The 21,150-nt window shown below is 44.3% G+C and carries 23 protein-coding genes; 2 read left to right on the top strand and 21 right to left on the bottom strand.

Annotated elements, in window-relative coordinates:
• Positions 1-19: 19 nt before the first annotated feature.
• The 10 genes from ACHAL6_RS06165 to ACHAL6_RS06120 form a co-directional block, all read right to left on the bottom strand.
• The gene (locus ACHAL6_RS06165; protein ID WP_395269374.1) at positions 20-1,360 is read right to left on the bottom strand and encodes a glucose-6-phosphate isomerase; all 1,341 of its coding nucleotides are present in this window, start codon (positions 1,358-1,360) and stop codon (positions 20-22) included.
• A gap of 85 nt (positions 1,361-1,445) precedes the next feature.
• A complete protein-coding gene (locus ACHAL6_RS06160) occupies positions 1,446-1,958 on the bottom strand; it encodes a SprT-like domain-containing protein (RefSeq protein ID WP_395269373.1) in 513 nt (170 codons plus the stop codon).
• A gap of 22 nt (positions 1,959-1,980) precedes the next feature.
• Positions 1,981-2,235: a metal-sensitive transcriptional regulator gene (locus ACHAL6_RS06155; protein ID WP_395269372.1), complete on the bottom strand. Its 255-nt coding sequence runs from the start codon at positions 2,233-2,235 to the stop codon at positions 1,981-1,983.
• Between the two features lie 144 nt (positions 2,236-2,379).
• Positions 2,380-2,634 carry a metal-sensing transcriptional repressor gene (locus ACHAL6_RS06150; protein ID WP_395269371.1) on the bottom strand — a complete coding sequence of 85 codons (255 nt, stop codon included), beginning with the start codon at positions 2,632-2,634 and terminating at the stop codon, positions 2,380-2,382.
• Positions 2,624-2,929 (bottom strand): rhodanese-like domain-containing protein, encoded by a 306-nt coding sequence (locus tag ACHAL6_RS06145; RefSeq protein ID WP_395269370.1) that lies wholly within the window; start codon positions 2,927-2,929, stop codon positions 2,624-2,626. The genes ACHAL6_RS06150 and ACHAL6_RS06145 overlap by 11 nt, the downstream gene beginning before the upstream one ends.
• 1 nt (position 2,930) lies before the next feature.
• Positions 2,931-4,580, bottom strand: coding sequence for an FAD-dependent oxidoreductase (locus ACHAL6_RS06140; protein ID WP_395269369.1), 1,650 nt, complete (start codon positions 4,578-4,580; stop codon positions 2,931-2,933).
• Complete coding sequence (locus ACHAL6_RS06135; protein WP_395269368.1) at positions 4,580-4,873, bottom strand: rhodanese-like domain-containing protein; 294 nt, start codon at positions 4,871-4,873, stop codon at positions 4,580-4,582. Before ACHAL6_RS06135 ends, ACHAL6_RS06140 begins: the two co-directional genes overlap by 1 nt.
• A gap of 200 nt (positions 4,874-5,073) precedes the next feature.
• Positions 5,074-5,250: a hypothetical protein gene (locus ACHAL6_RS06130; protein WP_395269367.1), complete on the bottom strand. Its 177-nt coding sequence runs from the start codon at positions 5,248-5,250 to the stop codon at positions 5,074-5,076.
• A 72-nt stretch (positions 5,251-5,322) separates the two neighbouring features.
• Positions 5,323-5,751, bottom strand: coding sequence for a GNAT family N-acetyltransferase (locus ACHAL6_RS06125; RefSeq protein ID WP_395269366.1), 429 nt, complete (start codon positions 5,749-5,751; stop codon positions 5,323-5,325).
• 1 nt (position 5,752) lies between these two features.
• The gene (locus tag ACHAL6_RS06120; RefSeq protein WP_395269365.1) at positions 5,753-6,898 is read right to left on the bottom strand and encodes a pyridoxal-phosphate-dependent aminotransferase family protein; all 1,146 of its coding nucleotides are present in this window, start codon (positions 6,896-6,898) and stop codon (positions 5,753-5,755) included.
• Positions 6,899-7,090: 192 nt separating this feature from the next.
• Here ACHAL6_RS06120 and ACHAL6_RS06115 point away from each other — a divergent pair, with 192 nt between their 5' ends.
• Complete coding sequence (locus ACHAL6_RS06115) at positions 7,091-7,975, top strand: VOC family protein (RefSeq protein WP_395269364.1); 885 nt, start codon at positions 7,091-7,093, stop codon at positions 7,973-7,975.
• Positions 7,976-8,164: 189 nt separating this feature from the next.
• Here the strand turns inward: ACHAL6_RS06115 and ACHAL6_RS06110 are convergent, their stop codons facing one another.
• Together ACHAL6_RS06110 and ACHAL6_RS06105 are read right to left on the bottom strand one after the other, a co-directional pair.
• Positions 8,165-9,592 carry an FAD-dependent oxidoreductase gene (locus tag ACHAL6_RS06110; RefSeq protein WP_395269363.1) on the bottom strand — a complete coding sequence of 476 codons (1,428 nt, stop codon included), beginning with the start codon at positions 9,590-9,592 and terminating at the stop codon, positions 8,165-8,167.
• Between the two features lie 21 nt (positions 9,593-9,613).
• Complete coding sequence (locus ACHAL6_RS06105; RefSeq protein ID WP_395269362.1) at positions 9,614-9,955, bottom strand: FMN-binding protein; 342 nt, start codon at positions 9,953-9,955, stop codon at positions 9,614-9,616.
• 352 nt (positions 9,956-10,307) lie between these two features.
• Here ACHAL6_RS06105 and ACHAL6_RS06100 point away from each other — a divergent pair, with 352 nt between their 5' ends.
• Entirely contained in the window at positions 10,308-10,910 is a 603-nt protein-coding gene (locus tag ACHAL6_RS06100) for a TetR/AcrR family transcriptional regulator (RefSeq protein WP_395269361.1), read from the top strand.
• An 87-nt stretch (positions 10,911-10,997) separates the two neighbouring features.
• Here ACHAL6_RS06100 and ACHAL6_RS06095 read toward each other — a convergent pair whose 3' ends face one another.
• The 9 genes from ACHAL6_RS06095 to ACHAL6_RS06055 form a co-directional block, all read right to left on the bottom strand.
• Entirely contained in the window at positions 10,998-12,296 is a 1,299-nt protein-coding gene (locus ACHAL6_RS06095) for a GntP family permease (RefSeq protein ID WP_395269360.1), read from the bottom strand.
• A 321-nt stretch (positions 12,297-12,617) separates the two neighbouring features.
• Positions 12,618-13,943 carry a GntP family permease gene (locus ACHAL6_RS06090; RefSeq protein WP_395269359.1) on the bottom strand — a complete coding sequence of 442 codons (1,326 nt, stop codon included), beginning with the start codon at positions 13,941-13,943 and terminating at the stop codon, positions 12,618-12,620.
• 26 nt (positions 13,944-13,969) lie between these two features.
• Positions 13,970-14,917, bottom strand: coding sequence for a 3-hydroxyacyl-CoA dehydrogenase family protein (locus tag ACHAL6_RS06085; protein WP_395269358.1), 948 nt, complete (start codon positions 14,915-14,917; stop codon positions 13,970-13,972).
• A 27-nt stretch (positions 14,918-14,944) separates the two neighbouring features.
• Complete coding sequence (locus ACHAL6_RS06080; RefSeq protein WP_395269357.1) at positions 14,945-15,694, bottom strand: 3-hydroxybutyrate dehydrogenase; 750 nt, start codon at positions 15,692-15,694, stop codon at positions 14,945-14,947.
• 15 nt (positions 15,695-15,709) lie between these two features.
• Positions 15,710-16,963 (bottom strand): thiolase family protein, encoded by a 1,254-nt coding sequence (locus ACHAL6_RS06075; RefSeq protein ID WP_395269356.1) that lies wholly within the window; start codon positions 16,961-16,963, stop codon positions 15,710-15,712.
• Positions 16,964-16,987: 24 nt separating this feature from the next.
• Positions 16,988-17,701 (bottom strand): 3-oxoacid CoA-transferase subunit B, encoded by a 714-nt coding sequence (locus ACHAL6_RS06070; RefSeq protein ID WP_395269355.1) that lies wholly within the window; start codon positions 17,699-17,701, stop codon positions 16,988-16,990.
• The gene (locus ACHAL6_RS06065; protein WP_395269354.1) at positions 17,701-18,357 is read right to left on the bottom strand and encodes a CoA transferase subunit A; all 657 of its coding nucleotides are present in this window, start codon (positions 18,355-18,357) and stop codon (positions 17,701-17,703) included. The genes ACHAL6_RS06070 and ACHAL6_RS06065 overlap by 1 nt, the downstream gene beginning before the upstream one ends.
• Positions 18,358-18,706: 349 nt before the next feature.
• Positions 18,707-20,179 (bottom strand): sodium:solute symporter family protein, encoded by a 1,473-nt coding sequence (locus ACHAL6_RS06060; RefSeq protein ID WP_395269353.1) that lies wholly within the window; start codon positions 20,177-20,179, stop codon positions 18,707-18,709.
• Between the two features lie 57 nt (positions 20,180-20,236).
• Entirely contained in the window at positions 20,237-20,956 is a 720-nt protein-coding gene (locus ACHAL6_RS06055) for a 3-oxoacid CoA-transferase subunit B (RefSeq protein ID WP_395269352.1), read from the bottom strand.
• Positions 20,957-21,150: the final 194 nt, after the last annotated feature.

Raw genomic sequence — 21,150 nt, 5'->3', positions numbered from 1 at the left:
CGGTTTTTCCTTGCGAAAGCTACAGTCTCTTTTCCAGAGCCTCTTTCAGCTCTTCATAGCCGGGCTTTCCGAGAAGAGCGAACATGTTCTTCTTGTAGTCTTCCACACCAGGCTGGTCGAATGGATTGATGCCCAGCAGATATCCGCTGACGGCATTGGCCAGTTCGAAGAAGTAGACGATGTAGCCGAAGCTTTCCTCTTTCTTGTCACGAAGACTCAGGACGATGTTCGGAACGCCTCCATCCAGATGCGCCAGAAGCGTACCCTTGAATGCATTCTTGTTGACTTCGTCCATGGTCTTTCCTGCCAGGAAGTTCAGCCCGTCCAGATTATCCTCATTGGCTTCTATGGTGAAGCTGGAATTCATGTTTTCCACGTTGATCACGGTCTCGAAAATATTACGGGTTCCATCCTGAATGAACTGTCCCATGGAATGAAGGTCCGTGGAGAAGTTGACGGAGGCCGGGAAGAGTCCCTTGCCGTCCTTGCCATGACTTTCGCCGAAGAGCTGCTTCCACCATTCTGAGAAGAAGGTCAGCTGTGGTTCGTAGTTCACCAGAATCTCGATGTCTTTTCCTCTGTTGTAGAGCGCTGTTCTTGCAGCCGCATAAGCGTAGCATTCATTGTCCTTCACGGAATCGCCCTTGTAGTCTTCTCTGGCCTTGGCAGCACCCTGCATCATGAGATCGATGTCGATGCCTGCAGCCGCTATCGGAAGCAGTCCCACTGGTGTCAGCACGGTGAATCTTCCACCCACGTCATCCGGCACCACGAAGGTTTCGTATCCTTCTTCCGTGGCCAGGCTCTTCAAAGCACCTCTCTGCTTGTCGGTGGTGGCGAAAATTCTCTTTGCCGCTTCTTCTTTTCCGTATTTCTTCTCCAGATAGTCCTTCATGACTCTGAAGGCTACCGCAGGTTCTGTGGTGGTTCCTGATTTTGAAATGACATTGACGGAAACGTCTTTTCCTTCAATGATATCCAGTACATCATTGAGATAGTCTCCGGATATGTTCTGTCCCAGAAAATAGATTTCAGGGGAATTTCTCTTGTCCTTAGGCAGGGAGTTGTAGAAATGGTGACTCATCATCTCGATGGCCGCCTTGGCACCCAGATAGGAACCCCCGATGCCGATGACGATGAGCACATCAGAATCCTTTCTGATCTTCTCCGCCGCCTTCTTCACACGGTCGAATTCCTCTTTGTCGTAATCTCTTGGCAGGTCCACCCAGCCAAGGAAGTCATTTCCTGCTCCTGTCTTGTCATGAAGCATCTTATGGGCAGTTTTCACCAGCGGATCCAGATACTCGATTTCATGAGGTCTCATAAAACCCTCAAGTTTCGATAGGTCTACTTTTAACATAAATTGCACCAGCCTTTCTATTTTTTCTTTGGTTAACAGCTATATTATATCATAGCTGACCAGATAATGAGTTCCTATACTGTTTTCAGAAGACCGCTTTTTTCGCCCGAATCTTCGCATGACAGCATCCTGAAACCTTAGATCTCAGAATCATGTTCACGGAATCCACCTTCCTTCTTGCCGCAACCCTGCTTCCGCATTTGGAGCAAACGAGGATATATCCGTTTTTCTTTGTCCTTGGGAGAAGCTCCTTGAAATACGTATGGGTGGGAATCCCCAGATCTTCACAGACCTTTTTGAAATAGGCATCATGTTTATGATTTCTGTTGTCCTTCACATTGGCATAGAAGTGCGCATACTCATGGAGGATGACATTTCTCACCACGCTTTCATGATAATATCCTGAAAGAAGGACCTGCGCAAAGCGGAACGCATGGGGAATGATGTTCCCCTCCTTTTCTCTGAAGAGAAAGGAGCCCATGGTTTTCTCCATCCTGCTGCTGATTTCCACAGGCACAAAGGCACAGTCAAAGCCCATCTTCTCTCCGGTTTCTCCGAGGAGCTTTCTGACATCTTCAATATTCCAGACCTTGTTCATGGAAAGCCCCCCTTACTCTGTGTTATTTCAGCTTGAAGATCAGCTCCAGCGCTTCTTCCAGCTGCTTCTTGTCGATTTCATCCGTATCACTGAGCACACAGCTCATGAGATTCTCCGTGACAATGAGATTGATCACCTTGTCTACCCCAGCACGCACTGCCGCCAGCTGTATGACGATTTCCCTGCAGTCTCTGTCCTCTTCGATCATCTTCGTGATGCCTCGGATCTGCCCTTCTGTTCTGCTTAGTCTGTTCATGAGCTTCTTTTTGTCAGCCAAAGTTCTGTCTCCTTTACTATCCTACTTGATACTTTTAAGTTTTTCTTCCATTTACTGATTCCATTATAGCAAAGCTCAGAGAAAAGTTCATGAAAAATACACCCAAGGGTATGAACCCCTGGGTGTACTCATTGGAACTGTAGTTTATCTGCTTTTGAAAATCAGTTTCAGTGCCGCTTCCACACGGTCTTTCTGGTCTTCCGCCTTTTCTTCTGCAACGCAATGGAGAAGATTTTCCGTGACCATCAGTGTGATGACTTTATCAATACCCGCTTTCACTGCGGAAAGCTGCGTCACCACATCCGTGCATTCCCGATCTTCATCGATCATCTTGCTGATGCCTCTGATCTGGCCTTCCAGCCTGCTCAATCGGTTGATATAGCTTTTCTTATCTTCCAAACTCTACATCTCCTCTGTACGCGGACATGCCTCCCATTACATTGACGATTTTATATCCCTGCTGTGCAAGGTACTTGGATGCCATGGCGGATCTTGCTCCTGACAGGCATAGCACATGATATTCCTTGTTCTTCTCAAGTTTGTCAAGATTTGCAGGAATGGTTCCCAGAGCGATATGCTGTGCTCCCTTGATGTGTCCTGATTCAAACTCGTCGATTTCTCTTACATCTATAATGTTCAGGTCGCCCTTTCTTAAAAGCTGCTCGAACTCCGCCATCATTACTGAATTAAACATATTACTTAATCTCCTCTTTCTTTACTATACTATAGATATTGAATGCGCCATCCAGATTCACTGCATGGAATCCTTTCTGCTTCAGCATTCTTTCCGCCATGTAGCTTCTCTGTCCGCTTGCACAGCTCACAACAACAGTCTTGTCCTTTGGCAGCTCATTGATTCTGCCTCTTAAATCGTTGATCGGAATATTCATGAATCCTTCTATGGATCCGTCTCTTTCCACTTCTCTTGTGTCTCTTACATCCAGAAGGAATGCCCCTTCTTTTCTCATATCCTCCAGCTCATACCACTGAATGTTGTTCGAGAACCCTTCCATGATATTGGTTGCCGCATAGCCCAGCATGTTCACTGGATCCTTTGCAGAACCGAAAGGTGGTGCATAGGTGAATTCCAGTTCCATGAGGTCATCCACTTTAAGATTTCCCTTGATGGCTGTAGCCAGAATATCGATTCTCTTGTCGACACCCTTCTGTCCTACGCCCTGTGCTCCGTAGATGGTTCCATCTTCCGGATTGAACAGCATCTTCATATAGATGGAAGATGCGCCTGGGAAGTATCCCGCATGGTCGTTGGCTGTAACGTGCACAGCCTTGTACTTCATATCTGCAGCCTTAAGCTGTCTTTCATTCAGTCCCACGGAAGCTGCAGACATCTCGAATACTCTCACGATGGCTGTACCGATGGCACCCTTATTCTTCCTCTTGTATCCGCTGATGACATCCGCCACCTGTCTACCCTGTCTGTTGGCAGGATTGGCCAGTGGAATCATGCTGTCCGCTTTGAGAATCTGGTTCTTCACGATGATGGCATCGCCTACCGCGTAGACATCCTTCACGCTGGTTTCGTAGTTTTCATCCACAAGGATTCCACCACGCATACCCAGCTCAATGCCGGCTGTCATGGCCAGTGCATTTTCAGGAAGCACGCCAACAGACATGACGGTAAGATCGCTTTCCAGTCTTACACCGTTCTGAAGCTCCACGATTTTTCCTTCATTATGGAAACCGCTGGCTGCAACGCCTGTGTAGACCTTGATGCCGTTCTTCTCCAGCTCGTCTTTCACAAAGGCGGACATTTCAAAGTCGAATGGTGGAAGGACCTGGGGCGCCATTTCCACAACGCTCACATCAAGGCCTCTGTTGTGAAGGGCTTCCGCCATTTCCAGCCCGATGAATCCGGCCCCGATGACTACTGCCTTCTTAGGTTCCTGATCCTTCATGAAACCTGTCACAGCATCCACGTCCGGTACATTTCTCATGGTGAACACATTCTTCGCTTCTGGAAGTCCAGGTGTGTTCGGTACAAAGGGTCTTGCTCCTGGGGAAAGAATCAGCTTGTCATACTCGATGGCATATTCGCCTTCTTCTCCCTTTACAAGGATCTCCTTCTTGTCAGGATTTATGGAAAGCGCTTCCGTATTGACTCTTACATCCAGTTCGAATCTGCCGCGCAGGCTTTCTGGTGTCTGGACCAGAAGCTTGGATCTCTTTGTGATCTCCCCGGATACGAAATAGGGCAGTCCACAGTTGGCAAAGGACACATAAGGCCCCTTTTCCAGAATGATGATTTCAGCATCTTCGTTCAGTCTTCTTAATCTGGTTGCTGCTGACATACCACCGGCAACGCCACCTACAATTACGATCTTCATTATTTTCTTGCTCCTTTCCACATGTTCATACCGCCCTTGACGTTGATTGCATCCACGCCCATTTTGGTCAGCCTTTTCGTTGCACTGGAACTTCTGGCTCCAGACTGACAGATCACATAGACAGGACCTTTTCCTGTATAAGTGTCCACCTTTGCCAGTGGAAGGTTCTTCGCACCGGGAATATGTCCATTCTTGAATTCATAAGGTTCTCTTACATCAAGGATGGCTGGTCTCTCTTTCAGTATCGCCTGAAGTTCGTCTGTTGTTACGGATTTTGTCTTATTCCAAAACATCTTATTACCCCTCTTTTTTTATCTATCGGTTGCTCATACGCTTAAAAAACAGGAGGAAGCTTTATACCCCCTCCAGGTATGTTTAGATAATACCATAGGGGGGTATGCCTGTAAAGGGGTTTTTGATAAATATTTTTTAACAATCTTTTTTCCTCAAAAAAAAGAGAATGCATCCGCACGCTCTCTTTCATCCATCCATTTCATGATTTCTGTTTTCTCTGACTGATCAAGGCTCCGACCACAATCATAGCCATGGAGACCACTACCAGCGGCAGTGCTGCTCTGTCAGGAATTTCATAGACAAAGCGGTTGACCAGGGAATAGATCACATAGATTCCGATGCCCAGCAGGGTCAGAATATGCGGTTTTTTTCTCAATGTGCACCCCCGTTTTCATATTTCGATCTTACTTGCAGGCCACTTTTCCCATCTCCTGCTTCCATAACTCTTCTATCCCATATCTTTTTTCATGTAGTATCTTGTGTGACCTGGCGGGCAGTTCTCAAGAACGCCGAAAACCTCAAAGCCGTTCTTACTATAGAAGTCTTTCGCCTGAAAGTCGAAGGTATCCAGATGAATCATGCTGCAGCCTTCTTCTTTCGCCACATTTTCCATCTCCTGGAGGAGCCGCTCTCCGTATCCCATCTTTCTAAACTCTTCTTTCACCCAGAGCACATCGATGGCCATCACTCTCCAGCAGTAGATCACGCTGTTTATCCCTGCGAGGATTTCACCCTCTTCATTTCTCACGACCCGATTCACCGGGATGAATGCCGGCTCCTGTGTGAAAGGAACCTTTTCCTTATTGTATGCCACAATCCCGTCGTCGATGAACCTGCAGTCTTCTCTTGTGCTTCGCTCCATGGTTCCTCCATTCATCTTACGCTCTTTCCCCCATTTCCGTCACGAACAGCTCATGCATGGGCTTTTTCATCTCCACTCCTAGGGCAGTGAAGGAAAGATGGAGTGCTTTCAGTGTTCTGTATAATTTTTCTTCTCTTGCATTTTCTCCCATGTGTCCGATGCGAAACACCTGGTTTCCCAGATAGTCAAAGGCTCCTCCTATGAGAATCCCGTGCGCTTCAAGCATCTCGTCTTTCAGCATACTGAATGAAATGCCTTCAGGCAGTAAAATGGTGCTCACCGTAGATGCAAAGCCGCTCTTGGCATAAAGCGCAAGACCTGCTCCAGTCACAGCTTTCCTTGTGGCTTCGGCCAGAACGCTGTGACGCTTCTCTATTTCTTCCTCTTCCAGAATCACCTTCAAGGCTTCTTCCAGAGCGTAGATATCACTCACCGGCTGAGAATAGGGAAACCATCTGTTTTCATACCATCCGTCAAAGATCATGAGATTGAGATAGAATCCCGCCACTGGCACTGTTCTCGCCTTCATGGCTCCTCTTGCATCTTTGCTGATGCCCACCAGAGTCAGCCCCGGAGGAGCTGAGATGCATTTCTGGGATGCACCGAGAACCACATCCATCTTCCACTTGTCCATCTCCATGGGTTCTCCCACCATGGCAGATACACTGTCCACTATAGAAAGAATCCCGTGGGATTTCAGGAGCGGACAGATTCTGTCCATGGGATTCGTGATGCCTGCAGGTGTTTCGCAGTGAACCAGTGTGGCCAGCTTAAAGTCATGATGCTCCCGAAGAAAATCCTCCAGCTTCTTCACATCCACCGCCTCATCATAGGGACTTTCAAAGACCGTGACATCCCCGCCATAGAGCTTCACGAAATCGATGAATCCATGACCGAATATTCCATTGTCGATGCAGAGGACCTTGTCACCAGGCTCAATCAGTGATGCACAGGCGGCTTCCAGACCCAGGATTCCTTCTCCGTTTAAGATCAGCACTTCTTCTTCCGTCTTGTAGATTTTCTGAAGAAGTTTCTGGGTGCTTCTGTATTTTTCAAAGAACGTCTCCTCCATGTCCGGATTCAGAATCGGCATGGCCATGGCTTTTCTTACCCTTTCTGTAACATAAGTGGGACCGGGGGTCATTCTCAGAATTTCTTTCATTACGCATCATCTCCAAATGTTATTAATCTTTTAATTTTTTTCATTGTCGCTTCTCTTTTCCATTGTATCAGACACTGGAAGCCCTTCCAAATGTTCCTTTCCTTCTCCTCGATCATGACTTTGTTAAATTTTGATTATCGAAAAATAATCTGCTATAATGCAGGCATAAAATAGAGACAGGAGGTCAATCCCATGCAGAAAATCGTACCGCATCTATGGTTTAATAAAGAAGCCCTTGAAGCCGCGGAGCTCTATCTATCACTGTTCGACCATTCAAAACTCAACGGAACTGTGATCCTTCCAGATACACCTTCCGGAGATGCCATGACTGTGGATTTCGACCTGGCTGGAATCAACTTCAATTCACTCAGTGGCGGTCCCTTTTTCAGGCTCAATCCATCCATATCCCTTATGGTCGCATGCAGGGACAAGGAAGAAGTCAGCAGACTTTATGCTGCCCTGAAAGAAGGAGGCCAGGAACTGATGCCTCTGGATGCGTATCCTTTCAGCCCCTGGTATGCATGGATTGAAGACCGCTATGGACTGTCCTGGCAGCTGATGCTGACAGAAGACTATGAATCCGTTCCTCGAATCAGGCCTGTGCTTCTGTTTTCCGGTGATGCTTCAGGGAAAGCGGAAGACTTCATAAAGACCAGTCTTTCGGTATTTCCCCATGCGGAAAAAGGAGAAGTTTCCTATTATACCCCCGAAGAGCCGCATCATGAAAAAGCTCGAATCAACTATGGCGAACTCACCCTAGAAGGCTTACAGCTTGTGGTCATGGACCATGGAGAAGGTGGCGATTTCACCTTCAATGAAGCTTTCTCTCTGATGATCAGCTGCAGGGACCAGAAGGAGATCGATTACTACTGGGAAAAGCTCTCCCATGTCCCGGAGGCCGAGCAGTGCGGATGGATCAAGGATCAGTATGGCATCAGCTGGCAGATTGTTCCGGAGGACATGAACAGAATTCTCTTTGAAGGCACGGAGGAGGAGATCAGAAGAATCACGGAAGCGTTTCTTAAGATGAAAAAACTGGACCTGGTAGAACTGGACCTGGCAAGAATCGGTGAGTAAGAGCTGTATAACGAAGCTTATGAAAAAGAACTCGAATCCCACACAATAAGGCATGGGACTTCGAGTTCTTTTTTTGTTTATTGAATCAGCGCATCAGAGAATGGGCCTTTATTCATAATCGGAACAGGGAAGATCCATTATCCTGGCATCCCTTCTTCTGATGAGCCGTAAAACAACCTTATTCCTTTTCTACTTGGCATGCTCCGCTGCATTGGTCCCGGCGACTCTGCCAAAGGTCAGGCTCATCTGGATGGACGTACCACTTGCAGGATACACCATATTGTAGAAGTTTCCATTGGCTGCTTCTCCGGCAGCATAAAGACCTTTTATCGCATTGCCGGAAGCATCCAGCACTTCCGCATCAAGGTTCGTTGCGATTCCTGTCATGGTTCCGAGAATCGCTGGAACAACCTTTACTGCATAGAAGCTTTCCTTTTCTATAGGCGTATGCCCAGTAAGCACTTTACCGAACTGTGTATCCTCTCCTGCCTGAATCATTTCATTGTATTTTGCCACTGTCTTTTCAAACTTCACAGCGTCGATTCCAGCCGCTTCTGCAAGTGCTTCAAGTGAATCCGCTTTGAAAGCGGACCCCTTTTCCACTGCCTTATCCAGAGCTTCCATGTAGGTGCTTCCGTCAAAGATCAGGTAGCTTACCTGTTCTGGCTGTTTGATCAGTTCCTCGTAGAAGATCGGATAGTCGATGGTCTCATTGACGAATCTTTCTCCATTCAGATTCACATAGAGGTATGGCATCCACATCAGAGAACATACGTCAGTGGTGTAGGCGACTTCACCAGCCACTGCTCTGAATCCGATGACGCCGCCGTTAGACAGAACAGAAGCTCCAGCATCTTTCGCCATCACAAGTCCTTCGCCACTGTTTCCCATACCGGCGAAACTTAAATGCCCCTCTGCCTGAGGTGCATATTCCTTGACAAGTTCAGTGCTTCGATCGAATCCACCCGTTGCAAGAATCGTGGATTTGGCGTTGTAGATGATTTCTTCGCCTTCGGCATTCACTGCCTTCACGCCCTTGACTGTTCCATCTTCTCCTTTGATCAGCTCTTTTACTGTCGTTTCAAGAAGGATGTCCACATTTTTGGATTCTGCATACTCTTCCATGGGGCGGATGATTCCTCCACCATGATGTGGTGATGTCACCGCTCTTGCCACAGGACTGATTCCAGTGGGTGCAGGCTCACCGAATTCCACTCCCATGTCCACCAGCCAGTTGATGGTCTCTCCTGAACGTTCTGCCACGAATCTCAGAAATTCCGTATCGTTCTTTCCGTCTGCGCGTTCACTCCAGTAGGTAACAAGATCTTCTACAGAATCTTCTACGCCCGCAGCTTCATGAAGCTTTGAGCCTGTTCCATAGACAATGCCTCCGGAAAGTATCGTACTTCCTCCTGAAACCGGAACTTTCTCAAGAAGCGCTACAGAAGCACCTGTTTCAGCTGCCTCGATGGCTGCTGCAAGACCTGCCGCTCCCGCTCCAACCACCACAACGTCGTAGTCCTTCGTTTCCGCCTTCGCGCCGCAGCCTGTGAAAACCGCCAGGGATAAAGTCAGTGCAGCCACTGCTGCAGATAATCTTTTTCTATTGAATTTCATGATGATGTCCCCTTTTCCTTCTTATTTCGCCTGATTCAGTGCTTCTTCGACCGCTTTCATGATTCCGTCGGATGTATAGGTTACACCGGAAATCGCATCCACCTCATAACTCTGTTCTTCAATGATTGCTGCAGGAATCTTCTCCAGTGCAGGATCAGAAACCCCTGGTGATTCATTGTGCTCCACGATCTCCACATCGGAGATCTTTCCACCGGAAACCGTCACAGCGACCTTGATTCCATCCTGAAGCCCTTCTGCTACACCTTCGTATGTTCCATCTTTCCACTCTGGTGTACTTGTACATCCCATGGCGAAAAGCATCATACACATTGATACCGCTACTATGATCCATTTCTTTTTCATCAAATTGCTCCCCTTTTTCCTGTTTGTTAATTTAAAGACATATTTTCGTTAAAAATAAGACTCCTTTCCTTTGCAATAAGCTAAGCTTTAAAACCCGGGTAAAGCAGAATTCATCTTATCACAATGGTTTGAAGCGTTATTTTCCGAATAACATACATGCATGCATGTATAATTCTTGTTTATTATAGTTTATTATTTAACGAATTTAAATAGATTCAGATAAAATTTTAACATAACTTTTTTTACTGGTTCTTTTAAAGGTCTTATCCTCTGCCACATCCTCCTGTCATTTCCACATTTTTGTCCCAACTCCCCTGAACCTGTGATAAAATATGAATCAGGAGGTGGTCTCATGTCAGAAAGAACCATGGACAAAGAAACAATAGATAAGCTCATTGATAAAGCCATCGAAATTTTCTCCACAAAAGGATATGCAGCCACGAAGCTGACAGACATCACCAACAGCCTCTCCATTTCAAGAGGCCCTGTCTATTACTATTTCAAAGACAAGCATGGTCTTTACAGCGCTGCATTTGATCGATTCGAGGAAGGTTTAAGACAGATCCATCAGGAAGTTTTCTCCACAGACAAGTCTTTCATAAACCAGGTGGAAGACATGATCTTTCAGTTTGTAAAACACATCTCCGTATTCGGAGACAATTTCTTCTTCATGGTAGATGAAATCCCGGAACTGGAAGAGATCCGTAGAAGATATCACACCATGAATCAGGAACTGTATGATGATAAATACCGTATGGTTGAGAAAGCCCAGAAGGAAGGCCTGCTGAAGACTTCCATGGAGCCGAAGAAAATTGTGGACTACATCTACCTCGTCTACTTCGCCATACTGGAAGGGGTCAACAGCAGAATTCTCTCTGATTATTCGGATGAGGAAATCAAAGACTGGATCCGAATACAGTTTGATGGTTTGAATAACCGGATCCGCGTGGACTGAAATAAGCAGAAGCCCCTTTACCAGGAATCCAGTAAAGGGGCTTCTGCTTATTTCATAATTAGCTGTTTCCATATAGAACTCCTCATTCTATGCAAGAAGGAGCGATACTAGCAATCCTGCTGCACCTACCAGGAACGGTGCGATGAGTAAATGTTTGAATGCTTCCTTATGACTCAAATTGGACAAAGTTAATAGGGCTATAACTACTCCTGAATGAGGCATGTTTGGTGCGAGGGTTGAAGCAGTGGAAAGAACACGATGAACTGTATCAGCATTCAACCCAAGATCGATGAAATAAGTTCCTTGTGTAGCCATAATAATTCCAATGGCACCAGAAGCGGATGCTGTTATGATGGAAAAGACGACTGTAACAATGGAACCAGTCAGTAGTTTATTGGAAAATCGATCGATGAATTGTCTTGTAAAGTCTGAAACAATACTATTAGCTGCAATAAAACTTCCATAGGCGATGGTAGAAGCTGTAGAAAGCAGCGGGATCAGGGCATCCGAAGTACCCGCATTCACTACATGAACATGTGATATTATATATTTATTATATACAAAAGATTCAACAATAATGACTGCAGTCAATGCAATAATAAGAATATTATCCACATTGAATGAACTACCCAATATAATAATCAGAATCAGCATGAAAATTGGTAGGAGACTCAGAAAAATCCCTGGTCTGTGATCTGGCTGATCCTGTTCCAGCTCTTCTGTGATAAGTTCATTTCCGTTTTTCATCTCACTTTTCACCACATAATGCATATAGGCAACGGAAACCACAATCATGACTGTAGTAGCTGCTAAGCCCATAAATGGAGCAGCCATAAGATTGGTTCCTAATGTTTTGGTTGGTATTACATTGATAACGGAAGGCGAACCTGGAATCGTACCTGCAGTAAAGGTCCCTAAACCCAGAATAATCGGTAGCGGGGCGAGTTTCCATGGTATATTCATCTTGCTGAAAAGTGACCTTGCCAATGGAACTGCCGCAAACATCACGACGAAAAGAGATACTCCACCATATGTGAGAATGGATGTTATCAGAAAAACAGTGATCATACCGTGCATTGGATTCTTGACATCAATGATCTTTACGGCTGCACTACTTATGGTCTGAATGCCACCACTGAGCTGAAGATATTTTGCCATGATTGAACCCAGTATGAAGATAAAGATAAAATCTTTCACAAAATCAGCCAGATAATATACATAGGAACCGGCATTGTCAAAAAGACTCTCCGTGAGACCAACTCCACTAAACAGCACTACAACGACTACTGCAACAGGTGCAGATAGAAGAACGCTGAATTTATTGAAGGATGCGAAAATTAGCCAAAGGATGGATAGAATAATTCCAACAAATAATAAATAATACACGTCATCTTCTCCTCTTTTTCTATGAAATATGATCTGGGTAACATTACATATGTATTGATGCGTACCTTTAAATTGTACTTCTTAAATGGATAAGCCTGGTAAAACATTTATTTTACCAGGCTCATGATGATTTCCTTACTTGTCAGCCAGTATTCCCATTCTCTTTCCTTTACTCTTTCAACATTCATAACAGTGATTTCTCATTTGAATAGTTGTTTGTATGGTATGGTATGTTGTTTTGCAAAATTTTCTGTTATTGATGTCTTCAGAGTGGTCTACTCGTTTCAGGTGAATCCAACCCTTTTATTGAGCTGGAGCCTTCTAAATTAATCCCAGTGATGCTACGATTAATGCGGTAACCAGTCCGATGAATGGAACAATACAGATGGCCAGGAAAATACCAGGGTAGCCTTCTTTGAATTTGAGACCTGCTACACTCAGAAATGTCACATTAGGGCCTGCATGAGGCAGCGAATCGAGGACACCTGCGCTGATAGCAGCAACTCTATGAAGAACTTCCGGATGTATTCCCCTTTCAAGAAAAGGTTCTGCAAATGTCGACATGAAAATTGTGATACCTGCGGAAGAGGACCCAGTAATACCGGCAATTATGTTCACAGCAATGGCAGTAGTGAATAGAACAGGCAGATTGATATTCAGTGCAAATGTAACCAGTGCCTGGAATGCTGGTGCAGCTTTCACAGCACCACCAAGACCTACAACAGCAGCTGTGTTCATCAGCGCGTTTACACTACCGGTCCCGCTTGTATGAAGTGTGTCTTTGAAGTCAAGTATGCGATTCCGATGAAGAATATATCCCACCACGATACCCGCAAACAAACCGATGATGACTGTAAATACAGCAGGAAGTCCGATGTTCAGGAAACGTTCTGCCAAAATGATACCAACAGTTACTGCTAACGGGATGATGGAACTCGCAAAACTTGGAAGCTTCGCTTCTTCTTCTGCAGAAAGCTCCGCAATATTATCATTCACGCCAGCCACGAAATGTTCTCCCTTGGCCTTTACTCTTTTCACATAAAGAGAATAAAGATAGAAACCTGACACGAACATGACAATGGAAGTTATGATACCAATGACAGGTGCTGCGGTGACCGTAGTACCAAGATAGGTCGTAGGGATGACATTGGTCAGAGCAGGGGATCCAGGCATGGCAGTCATGACATAGGATCCTGCTCCGAGCATTACAGCTCCGGGAATCAGTCTTCTAGGAATATCCGCTTCCTGGAAAAGGTAAAGTGCGATGGGATAGATTGCAAATACGATAACAAATACAGATACTCCGCCATAAGCTAGAATGGAAGAGGTCAAAACCGTAATAAGCAGTGCATTTTTCGCTCCGAATTTCTTCGCAAGGGTTACACCGACCATTCTGGCAGCTCCACTTCTTGACAGAATCTGTCCAAGCAGTGCGCCTAAGAAGAACATGATCAAATAGTTCCCCACGAAATTCTTCATATCTGTCGCATAGGCATCCGATAGCCCAAACCAAATACCAACATTATTTGTAATGATAGCTATAAGTGATGCTATAATTGTTACGGGAATGACATGATATCCTTTGTAAGCTGCACCGATCATAAAACCGATGGCTAAAAATAAACCTAATACACCAACAATTTCCATAGTGTTCTCTCCTTAATATTGGATTTTTACTTATTGCCCTGCTGCTTCTGCCTGAGTTTGAATACTTCCAGGAAGTTGTCATTACGTCTTCTTATCTTTTCTTTTCCACTTTCTTCTGTGTACTCATAGAAACCTTTGTTGGACCTGATTCCTACTGTATTATTATCCATCATCTCCTGAAGAAATGGATGCGGTTCTTTTCGATCATCAAGAACCGGAAAAAGCTTTTTGCTGACGTTATAGGTTGTACCGATTCCAGCAATATCCTGGCCTTCAAGCGGTCCAAGAAAAACATATCTGAATCCGATACTGTCCTTAAGAACCGTATCAATATCTTCTGCTGATGCAATCCCATTTTCATAAAGCCAGAATGCTTCTCTCATCAGCGCCATCTGCATACGATTTGCTATGAATCCAGGCACTTCTTTTTTTAGTACAATAGGTGATTTCCCGCAGCTTTTAAGATACTTCTGTACTTTTTCAAGTAGTTCAGGTTTAGTTTTTCCTTCCAGCTGAATTATTTCAACCAGAGGAATAATCTGAGCTGGCGCAAAATAATGCGTGATGATGAAACGTTCTGGATGACTTGCATCCTCCACAAGTTCTGTCAGCGGAATAGCAGAAGTGTTCGATGCGATGATGGTATCATCAGATACCACTTCTTCAATCTGACGGTAGACTTTATGTTTCAGGTCCAGCACTTCAGGTACCACTTCTACTACCATTTCTGCACCTTTCACCGCCTCACTGAGATCCGTGGTGAAGGTCAGATGGGAAAATGTGTTTCTAATATCTTCATCTGTGATGATTTCCTTCTCTTTCATGGCACTGAGACTGTCACTGATCATTTCTCTTGCTTTATCCAGTGCCTGGTCATTCAGATCATACATGGTCACGTCACTATTATGTTGTGCATAAAGCTGTCCGATTCCATGTCCCATGACTCCGCTACCAATGATAGCTATTTTTTTCATGAGTTATCCTCCTTACTATATAATTTGTTACATGCCACCGGTTACCATCAATTCCTCTCCGGTAATCGCAGCGGCCTTGTCAGATGCAAGAAATACGATTGAATCTGCGATTTCTTCTGGCTCCAGAAGACGCTTCATCCATTGCTTGCCTAGAATATGATGATTCATAGCCTCTTCAACTGTACTTCCATCCCTTTCTGCGAGTTTTGGCAGCTGTTTTTCAATCAAGTCTGTTCGAACTGGACCTGGAAGCACTGAATTAACAGTAATACCGTCCTTTGCTGTTTCAAGAGCCGTCACAGCAGAGAGTCCTAGAATTCCATACTTTGCAGCACAGTATGCGGATTTATACGCATCCGGCATTTTACCGTGGGCAGAAGAAATATGGATGATTCTTCCCCATTTTTTCTTTTTCATTTCTGGAAGTGCATGTTTAGACATAAGGAATGGTCCTGTAAGCATGACATTAATCAGCAGGTTCCATTTTTCAATCGGAAAATCCTCAACACTTGATATAAACTGAAGTCCTGCATTATTCACAACTACATCAACTGTCCCCTTATCGCTAAGCAGATTCTTATAGAATTCTACTACACTATCTTCATTTGTTACATCTAATTTATATCCTTTAGCATTTCCAAGAATTGAAGCTGCTGCTTCTGCAGCTTCAAAATTAAGATCTCCAACAGCAACGAAGTCTCCATTTGCTACAAACGCTTTCGCGATGGCAAATCCGATTCCCTGAGCTGCACCTGTCACTACTACTATTCTACTCATCAATTCTCACCCTTCCTATTTAGCACTGGGATTTTCAAGAAGTACTGCAATTCCCTGTCCACCACCAATACATGCTGAACCGAGAGCGTACTTCTTCTCCGGATGGTTCTTTAGCTCATACAGCATTGTTGTTATGATTCTTGCACCAGTCATTCCAAGAGGATGTCCAAGTGCAATTGCTCCACCATTCGGATTCAGTCTCTCATATAGAGGTGTTCCAATGTAATTACCTAACTCCTTCAGACAAGCTAAGGTCTGTCCTGCGAAAGCTTCGTTGATTTCGAGGATATCGATGTCTTCCAGTGTCAGATCATTGTTTTCCAGAATCTTTCGGATCGCTGGAACTGGGCCCATACCCATTTCACTTGGTTCAACACCTACAATAGCATAGTCCACCATTCTAGCGAGGATATCCAGTCCTTTTTCCTTTGCTACAGATTCTGTTGTGAAGATCTCATAACCTGCTCCATCGTTAAGTCCAGAAGCATTTCCTGCAGTAACAGTTCCTTTTCCATCTCTTCTGAACGCCGGTCTGATGGTTGCCAGTTTTTCAAGTGAAGTGTTTGGCTTTGGATGACCATCTGTATCTACTACTGTCACGTTCCCTTTTCTATCCTTGATTTCTACAGGTACTATTTCCTGAGAAAATCTTCCGTTTTCTAGAGCTCTTTTTGCTTTCATCTGGCTGTCGAAAGCAAACTGGTCTTGGTCTTCTCTTGAAATATTATATTTCTCCACAAGAATCTCCGCAGTATCTCCCATATGAGTGATCTGTGGATACATGCTTCTTGGCTGAGCATTTCTGTGACCTTCCAGATTCGCATCAAGCACCTTAAAGTCTCCAGATTTCAGCGGGTTGTATCTTGTTTCCAAAGGAAGGAAAAATTCTGCTCTTGACAGGCTTTCAGCTCCGCCTGCTGCGACGATTTTCGCATCACCTAGCACCAGGTCCTGATATGCATTGATTGCAGACTGAAACCCTGATCCACAGATTCTATTGACACTCATAGCTGTAGATTCTTTTGCACATCCTGCAAGTAGAGATATGACTCTTGAAATATTATTGTGGACCTGTGTACCGTTGACATGTCCAGTAACAACTTCATCAATCTCTGACAGTTCAATCTTTGCTCTCTTAGCCGCTTCTTTCAGTGCGATGGCACCAAGTTCCTCAGTGGGAACAGTCTTTAGTTCTCCAAGGTATGCTCCAACTGGAGTTCTGGCTGCGCCTACAATAACTACTGGATCTTCTATTCTTCTCTTCGTCATAATCTTCTCCTTATAATCTATCTTTTAAAGATTTTCGAAATAATGTGCAGGTGTTGTTTGAACATCATCGGGAACAATCAGTTCTGCTTCAGTAGCAGCCTTGATTTCCTCTAATGTGTATTCTGGATTGTATTCTCGTACTCTTATTCCTTCATCTGTTACATCAAATACGCCCATTTCTGTGTAGATACTTGTAACGACACCTTTGGCAGTCAGTGGTAATGTGCATTTCTTCAGGATTTTGGGTCTTCCTCCAGCAGTATGGTAGGTTGCCACGAATACCTTCTTTGCTCCAACACATAAATCCATCGCTCCACCCATGCCCGCAACCTTCTTGCCTGGTATCATGTAGTTAGCGATATCACCATTCTCTGCCACTTCCATGGTACCCAGTACGGTTGCATCAATGTGTCCACCGCGAATGATACCGAAAGAAACAGTACTGTCAAAGAAGGAGGCTCCTTTGGATATGCCAGTCTTTCCAGCACCTGCGTTAATAACCAGATCTTCCTGCTCAACAAGCTTCTTATCTTTTCCTTCTGTTTTCTTGATGACATCAAATGCAGTGGAGCCAAGTCCGATTACTCCATTTTCTCCATGCATCAGGACATCCATATCCTCAGTCACATAATCTGCCACTGCTGTAGGTAGACCTACACCGAGATTCACCAGGGAACCTTTCTTCAGATCTCCTGCAATTCTCTTCGCAATAAACTTTGCTGCTGCTGCTTTATCCATTATTTTCCTCCTTTTACAACTACGGCATCTACTAATACCTGTTGTGTATGAATATCCTGGGGTTCAATTTCTCCAAGTTCTACAAGCTGACCCACTTCTAGGATTGTGTAATCTGCTGCAGCGGCCATACTTGGCGCATGGGCATGAGCGGATCCATAGTATCTGCAGTTTCCTGCTGTATCCCCTATGGAAGCATATATTAATGCGAATTCTGCCTTTAAAGGTTCTTCCAGAAGATACTCTTCTCCTTGAACCATTACTTTCTGCTTTCCTTCTTCAACCAGCGTGCCCAGACCTGCTTTCGTCAGAACACCACCTAGACCATATCCGCCAGCTCTGATTTTTTCAGCCAGGCTTCCTTGCGGGTAGAGCTCTACTTCAAGAGTGCCCTCTGCATGCTGCACCACTGAGACAGGATTGGGTCCTATAATGGAACAGATGACTTTCTTCACCTGATTGTTCGTGAATAATCTTCCTGCCCCAAAATCCTTAACACCAGAGTCGTTGCAGATCAGTGTCAGATCCCTGACATTCTTTTCCACCAATGCGTCTATTACCGTATGTGGTGCACCATTTCCTCCAAATCCACTGATCATGATAGTGGATCCGTCTTTGATATTCTCAATTGCCTGTTCCAAAGTTACTACTTTGTTCAAAATTATTCCTCCTTTAAACTAGAAGTTTCGCTATAACCCGAAAACGCTTACAGTTCTATATAACCATTCAGTTCTGTAATCGTCTACTTTACAAAACTCATCTATCCATAACCTCGGGTTATGTTGATAAAAATAATCAATTTTATCATTGACAAATCATCAAATTGTTCATCTCTTTAGGGCTTCAGATTTAGAATGTCGTAATATCTCCAGTTATTACCCATTACTGAGATTTATACGGTTATTATAGAAACTTCCACCTTCCTTACACACGCGTTAAGTACTGCAATCAGCAAAAAAAAATAAAGGCGATCACTGATGGATCGCCTTCGTTGAGGATGTAACATGTTTATGAAACTGCTGATTTCTTACCGTATTTTTCTGTGTAGGCAGAAGTTCTGAAGTAAGCAGGTCTCTTATCCAGCAGCATAACTAGCAGATATGCAATTGGGCATGTGATCAGGTGTAGAAATACAACATGTGGGAGAACTGATGCTAACGATGGTATAAGAAGCCATAGTACTATATTTGCAAAGCTCACCAGAAGCACAACATTTGCGGTGGACTTCTTCGCTGTTTTTGGCAGATACAGTGATCCGATGAGAATGATGAAGTATCCTACAGATAGGGATAATCCTAATGTTGTAAACTGCAGAAGACTTCTTACATAGAATGCTGTAAACAGAGACACTAAAGCAAATACAAGTCCTACCAGCTTGGAAATCAGTAACTCTTTCCTGTTGTTTCTTTTTCCCTTCGCGAGATTCCTATAGACATCATTGACAAATAATGCAGAACCCCCGAGGATATAGGTTGTGGCTGAAGAAATAATTGACGCCCATAAACCCGCCAGTATAAATCCTGCCACCAGAGGTGGAAATGTCGTCACAAGCATCGGTAGAGCCGAAGCACTGTTTTCAAGACCAGGAAACTCTATCGCCGCAGCCATTCCAAGTAGTGCTGTGAAAAAACCAAATGGAAGCACCAGAAGCCCCGCTCCTATATATCCCCAGAAAGCCGCCTTCTCAGTCTTTGCGGAGAAAGCCATCTGTATGGTGGCTGTACCAGTGGGTACATTAACAAGAAACAGTGCAAGATAGGATATCGTTATGCCTAACGAAAGTCCTTTCGTAGGATGCGTAAAGAGTTCCCGGTCTGGTAGACTGGAAAGCAGGTTCTCCATTCCTCCGATATTATTCACAGCAAAAATTACCGCCACAGCTACAGACACATAAAGAAACACGATATTTACAACATTGGTGACTCCAGCGGAGGAGAGCCCTCCGATGAGTGTAATTCCAATGAAAAGGACAGCTGAAACAAGCATTCCTCCATTAAAGGAGAAATATTCAGGCATCAGGCTATTCAGAATAGATCCTCCAGCAACAAACTGTGCAACCATGATGGTATAGATCATGAAGATCTGTCCGACAGAGACTAATGCTCTGGTGGATTCCCCATAATAGTCTCCATAGACTTCCGTGACGGTAGTGATATTCATTTTCCTCAGTTTTTTAATAAACAATAATGCCGTAATAATAATACCTATTCCAAAAGCACCATCATACCATCCGGCAGAAATTCCGAACTTATATCCGTTCTGTGCGATACCAACGGTTCCATTTGCTCCAATGGCTGACCCGATAAGGGTAAACATGACAAGATACGGACCAAAGGATCTTCCAGCCAGAAGGTAACTTTCTGCATTTTCCTCCTTCCCCATCTCCATTTTCTTCTGTCTGATTCTTGCGTAATACGCAAACGCAAATAATGCAATAACATACACAACAATAACTAATAGTGCTAATAAGTTCCCGTTCATACTTTTCTCCTTTCGTATTCATATTTCATTTGCTGTAGCTGTGAAAATCATCATCAATCATAGATTTTCAAAATAATAATCAGGTGTTTTCTTAACATGATCGTCTATGATGAGCTCTGCTTCTGTAGCATCCCGAATTTCTGAAAGAGTAAATTGCGGATTGTATTCTCTTACTCTGAGTCCTTCAGAATTCACATCAAAAACGCCCATCTCCGTATAAATTGTTGTGACAACGCCCCTGGCTGTCAGTGGAAGTCTGCATTTCTTCAGAAGCTTAGGCTTTCCTTTTGTCTGATGATAGGTAGCAATAAAGACTTTTTTTGCGCCAACACAGAGATCCATTGCTCCACCCATTCCATTGAGCTTCTGACCCGGAATCATCCAGTTTGCAATATTCCCCTCCTGGTCCACTTCCATGGTGCCAAGTACAGTCACATCCACATGACCTCCGCGAATCAAGCCAAATGACGCACTGCTGTCGAAGAAAGATGCCCCTCTTAGTATTCCAGCCTTCGTAGAACCTGCATTAATAAGAAGAGCAGTTACCTCACTAACAGCATATCCTCTATTGGAGGCATTATTATATATCTCGTCAAGAGAGGTGCCAGAACCCATGCCAACCACGCCATTTTCAGCATGCATCACGACCTCCATATCATCAGAAATATAATCAGATACAGAAGTTGGAAGTCCTATACCAAGATTTACTACTGAACCATACTCGAGATCTCCTGCGATTCTTTTAGCGATAAACTTTGCTGCAGTATTCTTTTCCATTTTGCTTCCCTCCTGGGAATTTCATCAAGTGTATTCTTCATAATATCAACTGATTCATTCTCCCGACTTCAATATTTATCGTAAACGCTTTCACAATCATTAAACCTTTTTTCTGAATATTCGTCTAATACTAAAATTTCATCTTTCCATAACCAATGCTTATGGTATATACTGATTTTAATTAGATTTTTATC

Source organism: Proteiniclasticum sp. C24MP (assembly GCF_043951855.1).
Taxonomy (GTDB): domain Bacteria; phylum Bacillota; class Clostridia; order Clostridiales; family Clostridiaceae; genus Proteiniclasticum.
This window is presented reverse-complemented; position numbering and strand designations above follow the sequence as displayed.

What these genes read in the sequence shown, in the direction of transcription:
- ACHAL6_RS06165 (WP_395269374.1), bottom strand. Translation starts at nt 1,360, where the DNA reads ATGTTAAAAGTAGACCTATCGAAACTTGAGGGTTTTATGAGACCTCAT.
- ACHAL6_RS06160 (WP_395269373.1), bottom strand. Translation starts at nt 1,958, where the DNA reads ATGAACAAGGTCTGGAATATTGAAGATGTCAGAAAGCTCCTCGGAGAA.
- ACHAL6_RS06145 (WP_395269370.1), bottom strand. Translation starts at nt 2,929, where the DNA reads ATGTTTAATTCAGTAATGATGGCGGAGTTCGAGCAGCTTTTAAGAAAG.
- ACHAL6_RS06140 (WP_395269369.1), bottom strand. Translation starts at nt 4,580, where the DNA reads ATGAAGATCGTAATTGTAGGTGGCGTTGCCGGTGGTATGTCAGCAGCA.
- ACHAL6_RS06135 (WP_395269368.1), bottom strand. Translation starts at nt 4,873, where the DNA reads ATGTTTTGGAATAAGACAAAATCCGTAACAACAGACGAACTTCAGGCG.
- ACHAL6_RS06125 (WP_395269366.1), bottom strand. Translation starts at nt 5,751, where the DNA reads ATGAATGGAGGAACCATGGAGCGAAGCACAAGAGAAGACTGCAGGTTC.
- ACHAL6_RS06120 (WP_395269365.1), bottom strand. Translation starts at nt 6,898, where the DNA reads ATGAAAGAAATTCTGAGAATGACCCCCGGTCCCACTTATGTTACAGAA.
- ACHAL6_RS06115 (WP_395269364.1), top strand. Translation starts at nt 7,091, where the DNA reads ATGCAGAAAATCGTACCGCATCTATGGTTTAATAAAGAAGCCCTTGAA.
- ACHAL6_RS06110 (WP_395269363.1), bottom strand. Translation starts at nt 9,592, where the DNA reads ATGAAATTCAATAGAAAAAGATTATCTGCAGCAGTGGCTGCACTGACT.
- ACHAL6_RS06105 (WP_395269362.1), bottom strand. Translation starts at nt 9,955, where the DNA reads ATGAAAAAGAAATGGATCATAGTAGCGGTATCAATGTGTATGATGCTT.
- ACHAL6_RS06100 (WP_395269361.1), top strand. Translation starts at nt 10,308, where the DNA reads ATGTCAGAAAGAACCATGGACAAAGAAACAATAGATAAGCTCATTGAT.
- ACHAL6_RS06090 (WP_395269359.1), bottom strand. Translation starts at nt 13,943, where the DNA reads ATGGAAATTGTTGGTGTATTAGGTTTATTTTTAGCCATCGGTTTTATG.
- ACHAL6_RS06085 (WP_395269358.1), bottom strand. Translation starts at nt 14,917, where the DNA reads ATGAAAAAAATAGCTATCATTGGTAGCGGAGTCATGGGACATGGAATC.
- ACHAL6_RS06080 (WP_395269357.1), bottom strand. Translation starts at nt 15,694, where the DNA reads ATGAGTAGAATAGTAGTAGTGACAGGTGCAGCTCAGGGAATCGGATTT.
- ACHAL6_RS06075 (WP_395269356.1), bottom strand. Translation starts at nt 16,963, where the DNA reads ATGACGAAGAGAAGAATAGAAGATCCAGTAGTTATTGTAGGCGCAGCC.
- ACHAL6_RS06070 (WP_395269355.1), bottom strand. Translation starts at nt 17,701, where the DNA reads ATGGATAAAGCAGCAGCAGCAAAGTTTATTGCGAAGAGAATTGCAGGA.
- ACHAL6_RS06060 (WP_395269353.1), bottom strand. Translation starts at nt 20,179, where the DNA reads ATGAACGGGAACTTATTAGCACTATTAGTTATTGTTGTGTATGTTATT.
- ACHAL6_RS06055 (WP_395269352.1), bottom strand. Translation starts at nt 20,956, where the DNA reads ATGGAAAAGAATACTGCAGCAAAGTTTATCGCTAAAAGAATCGCAGGA.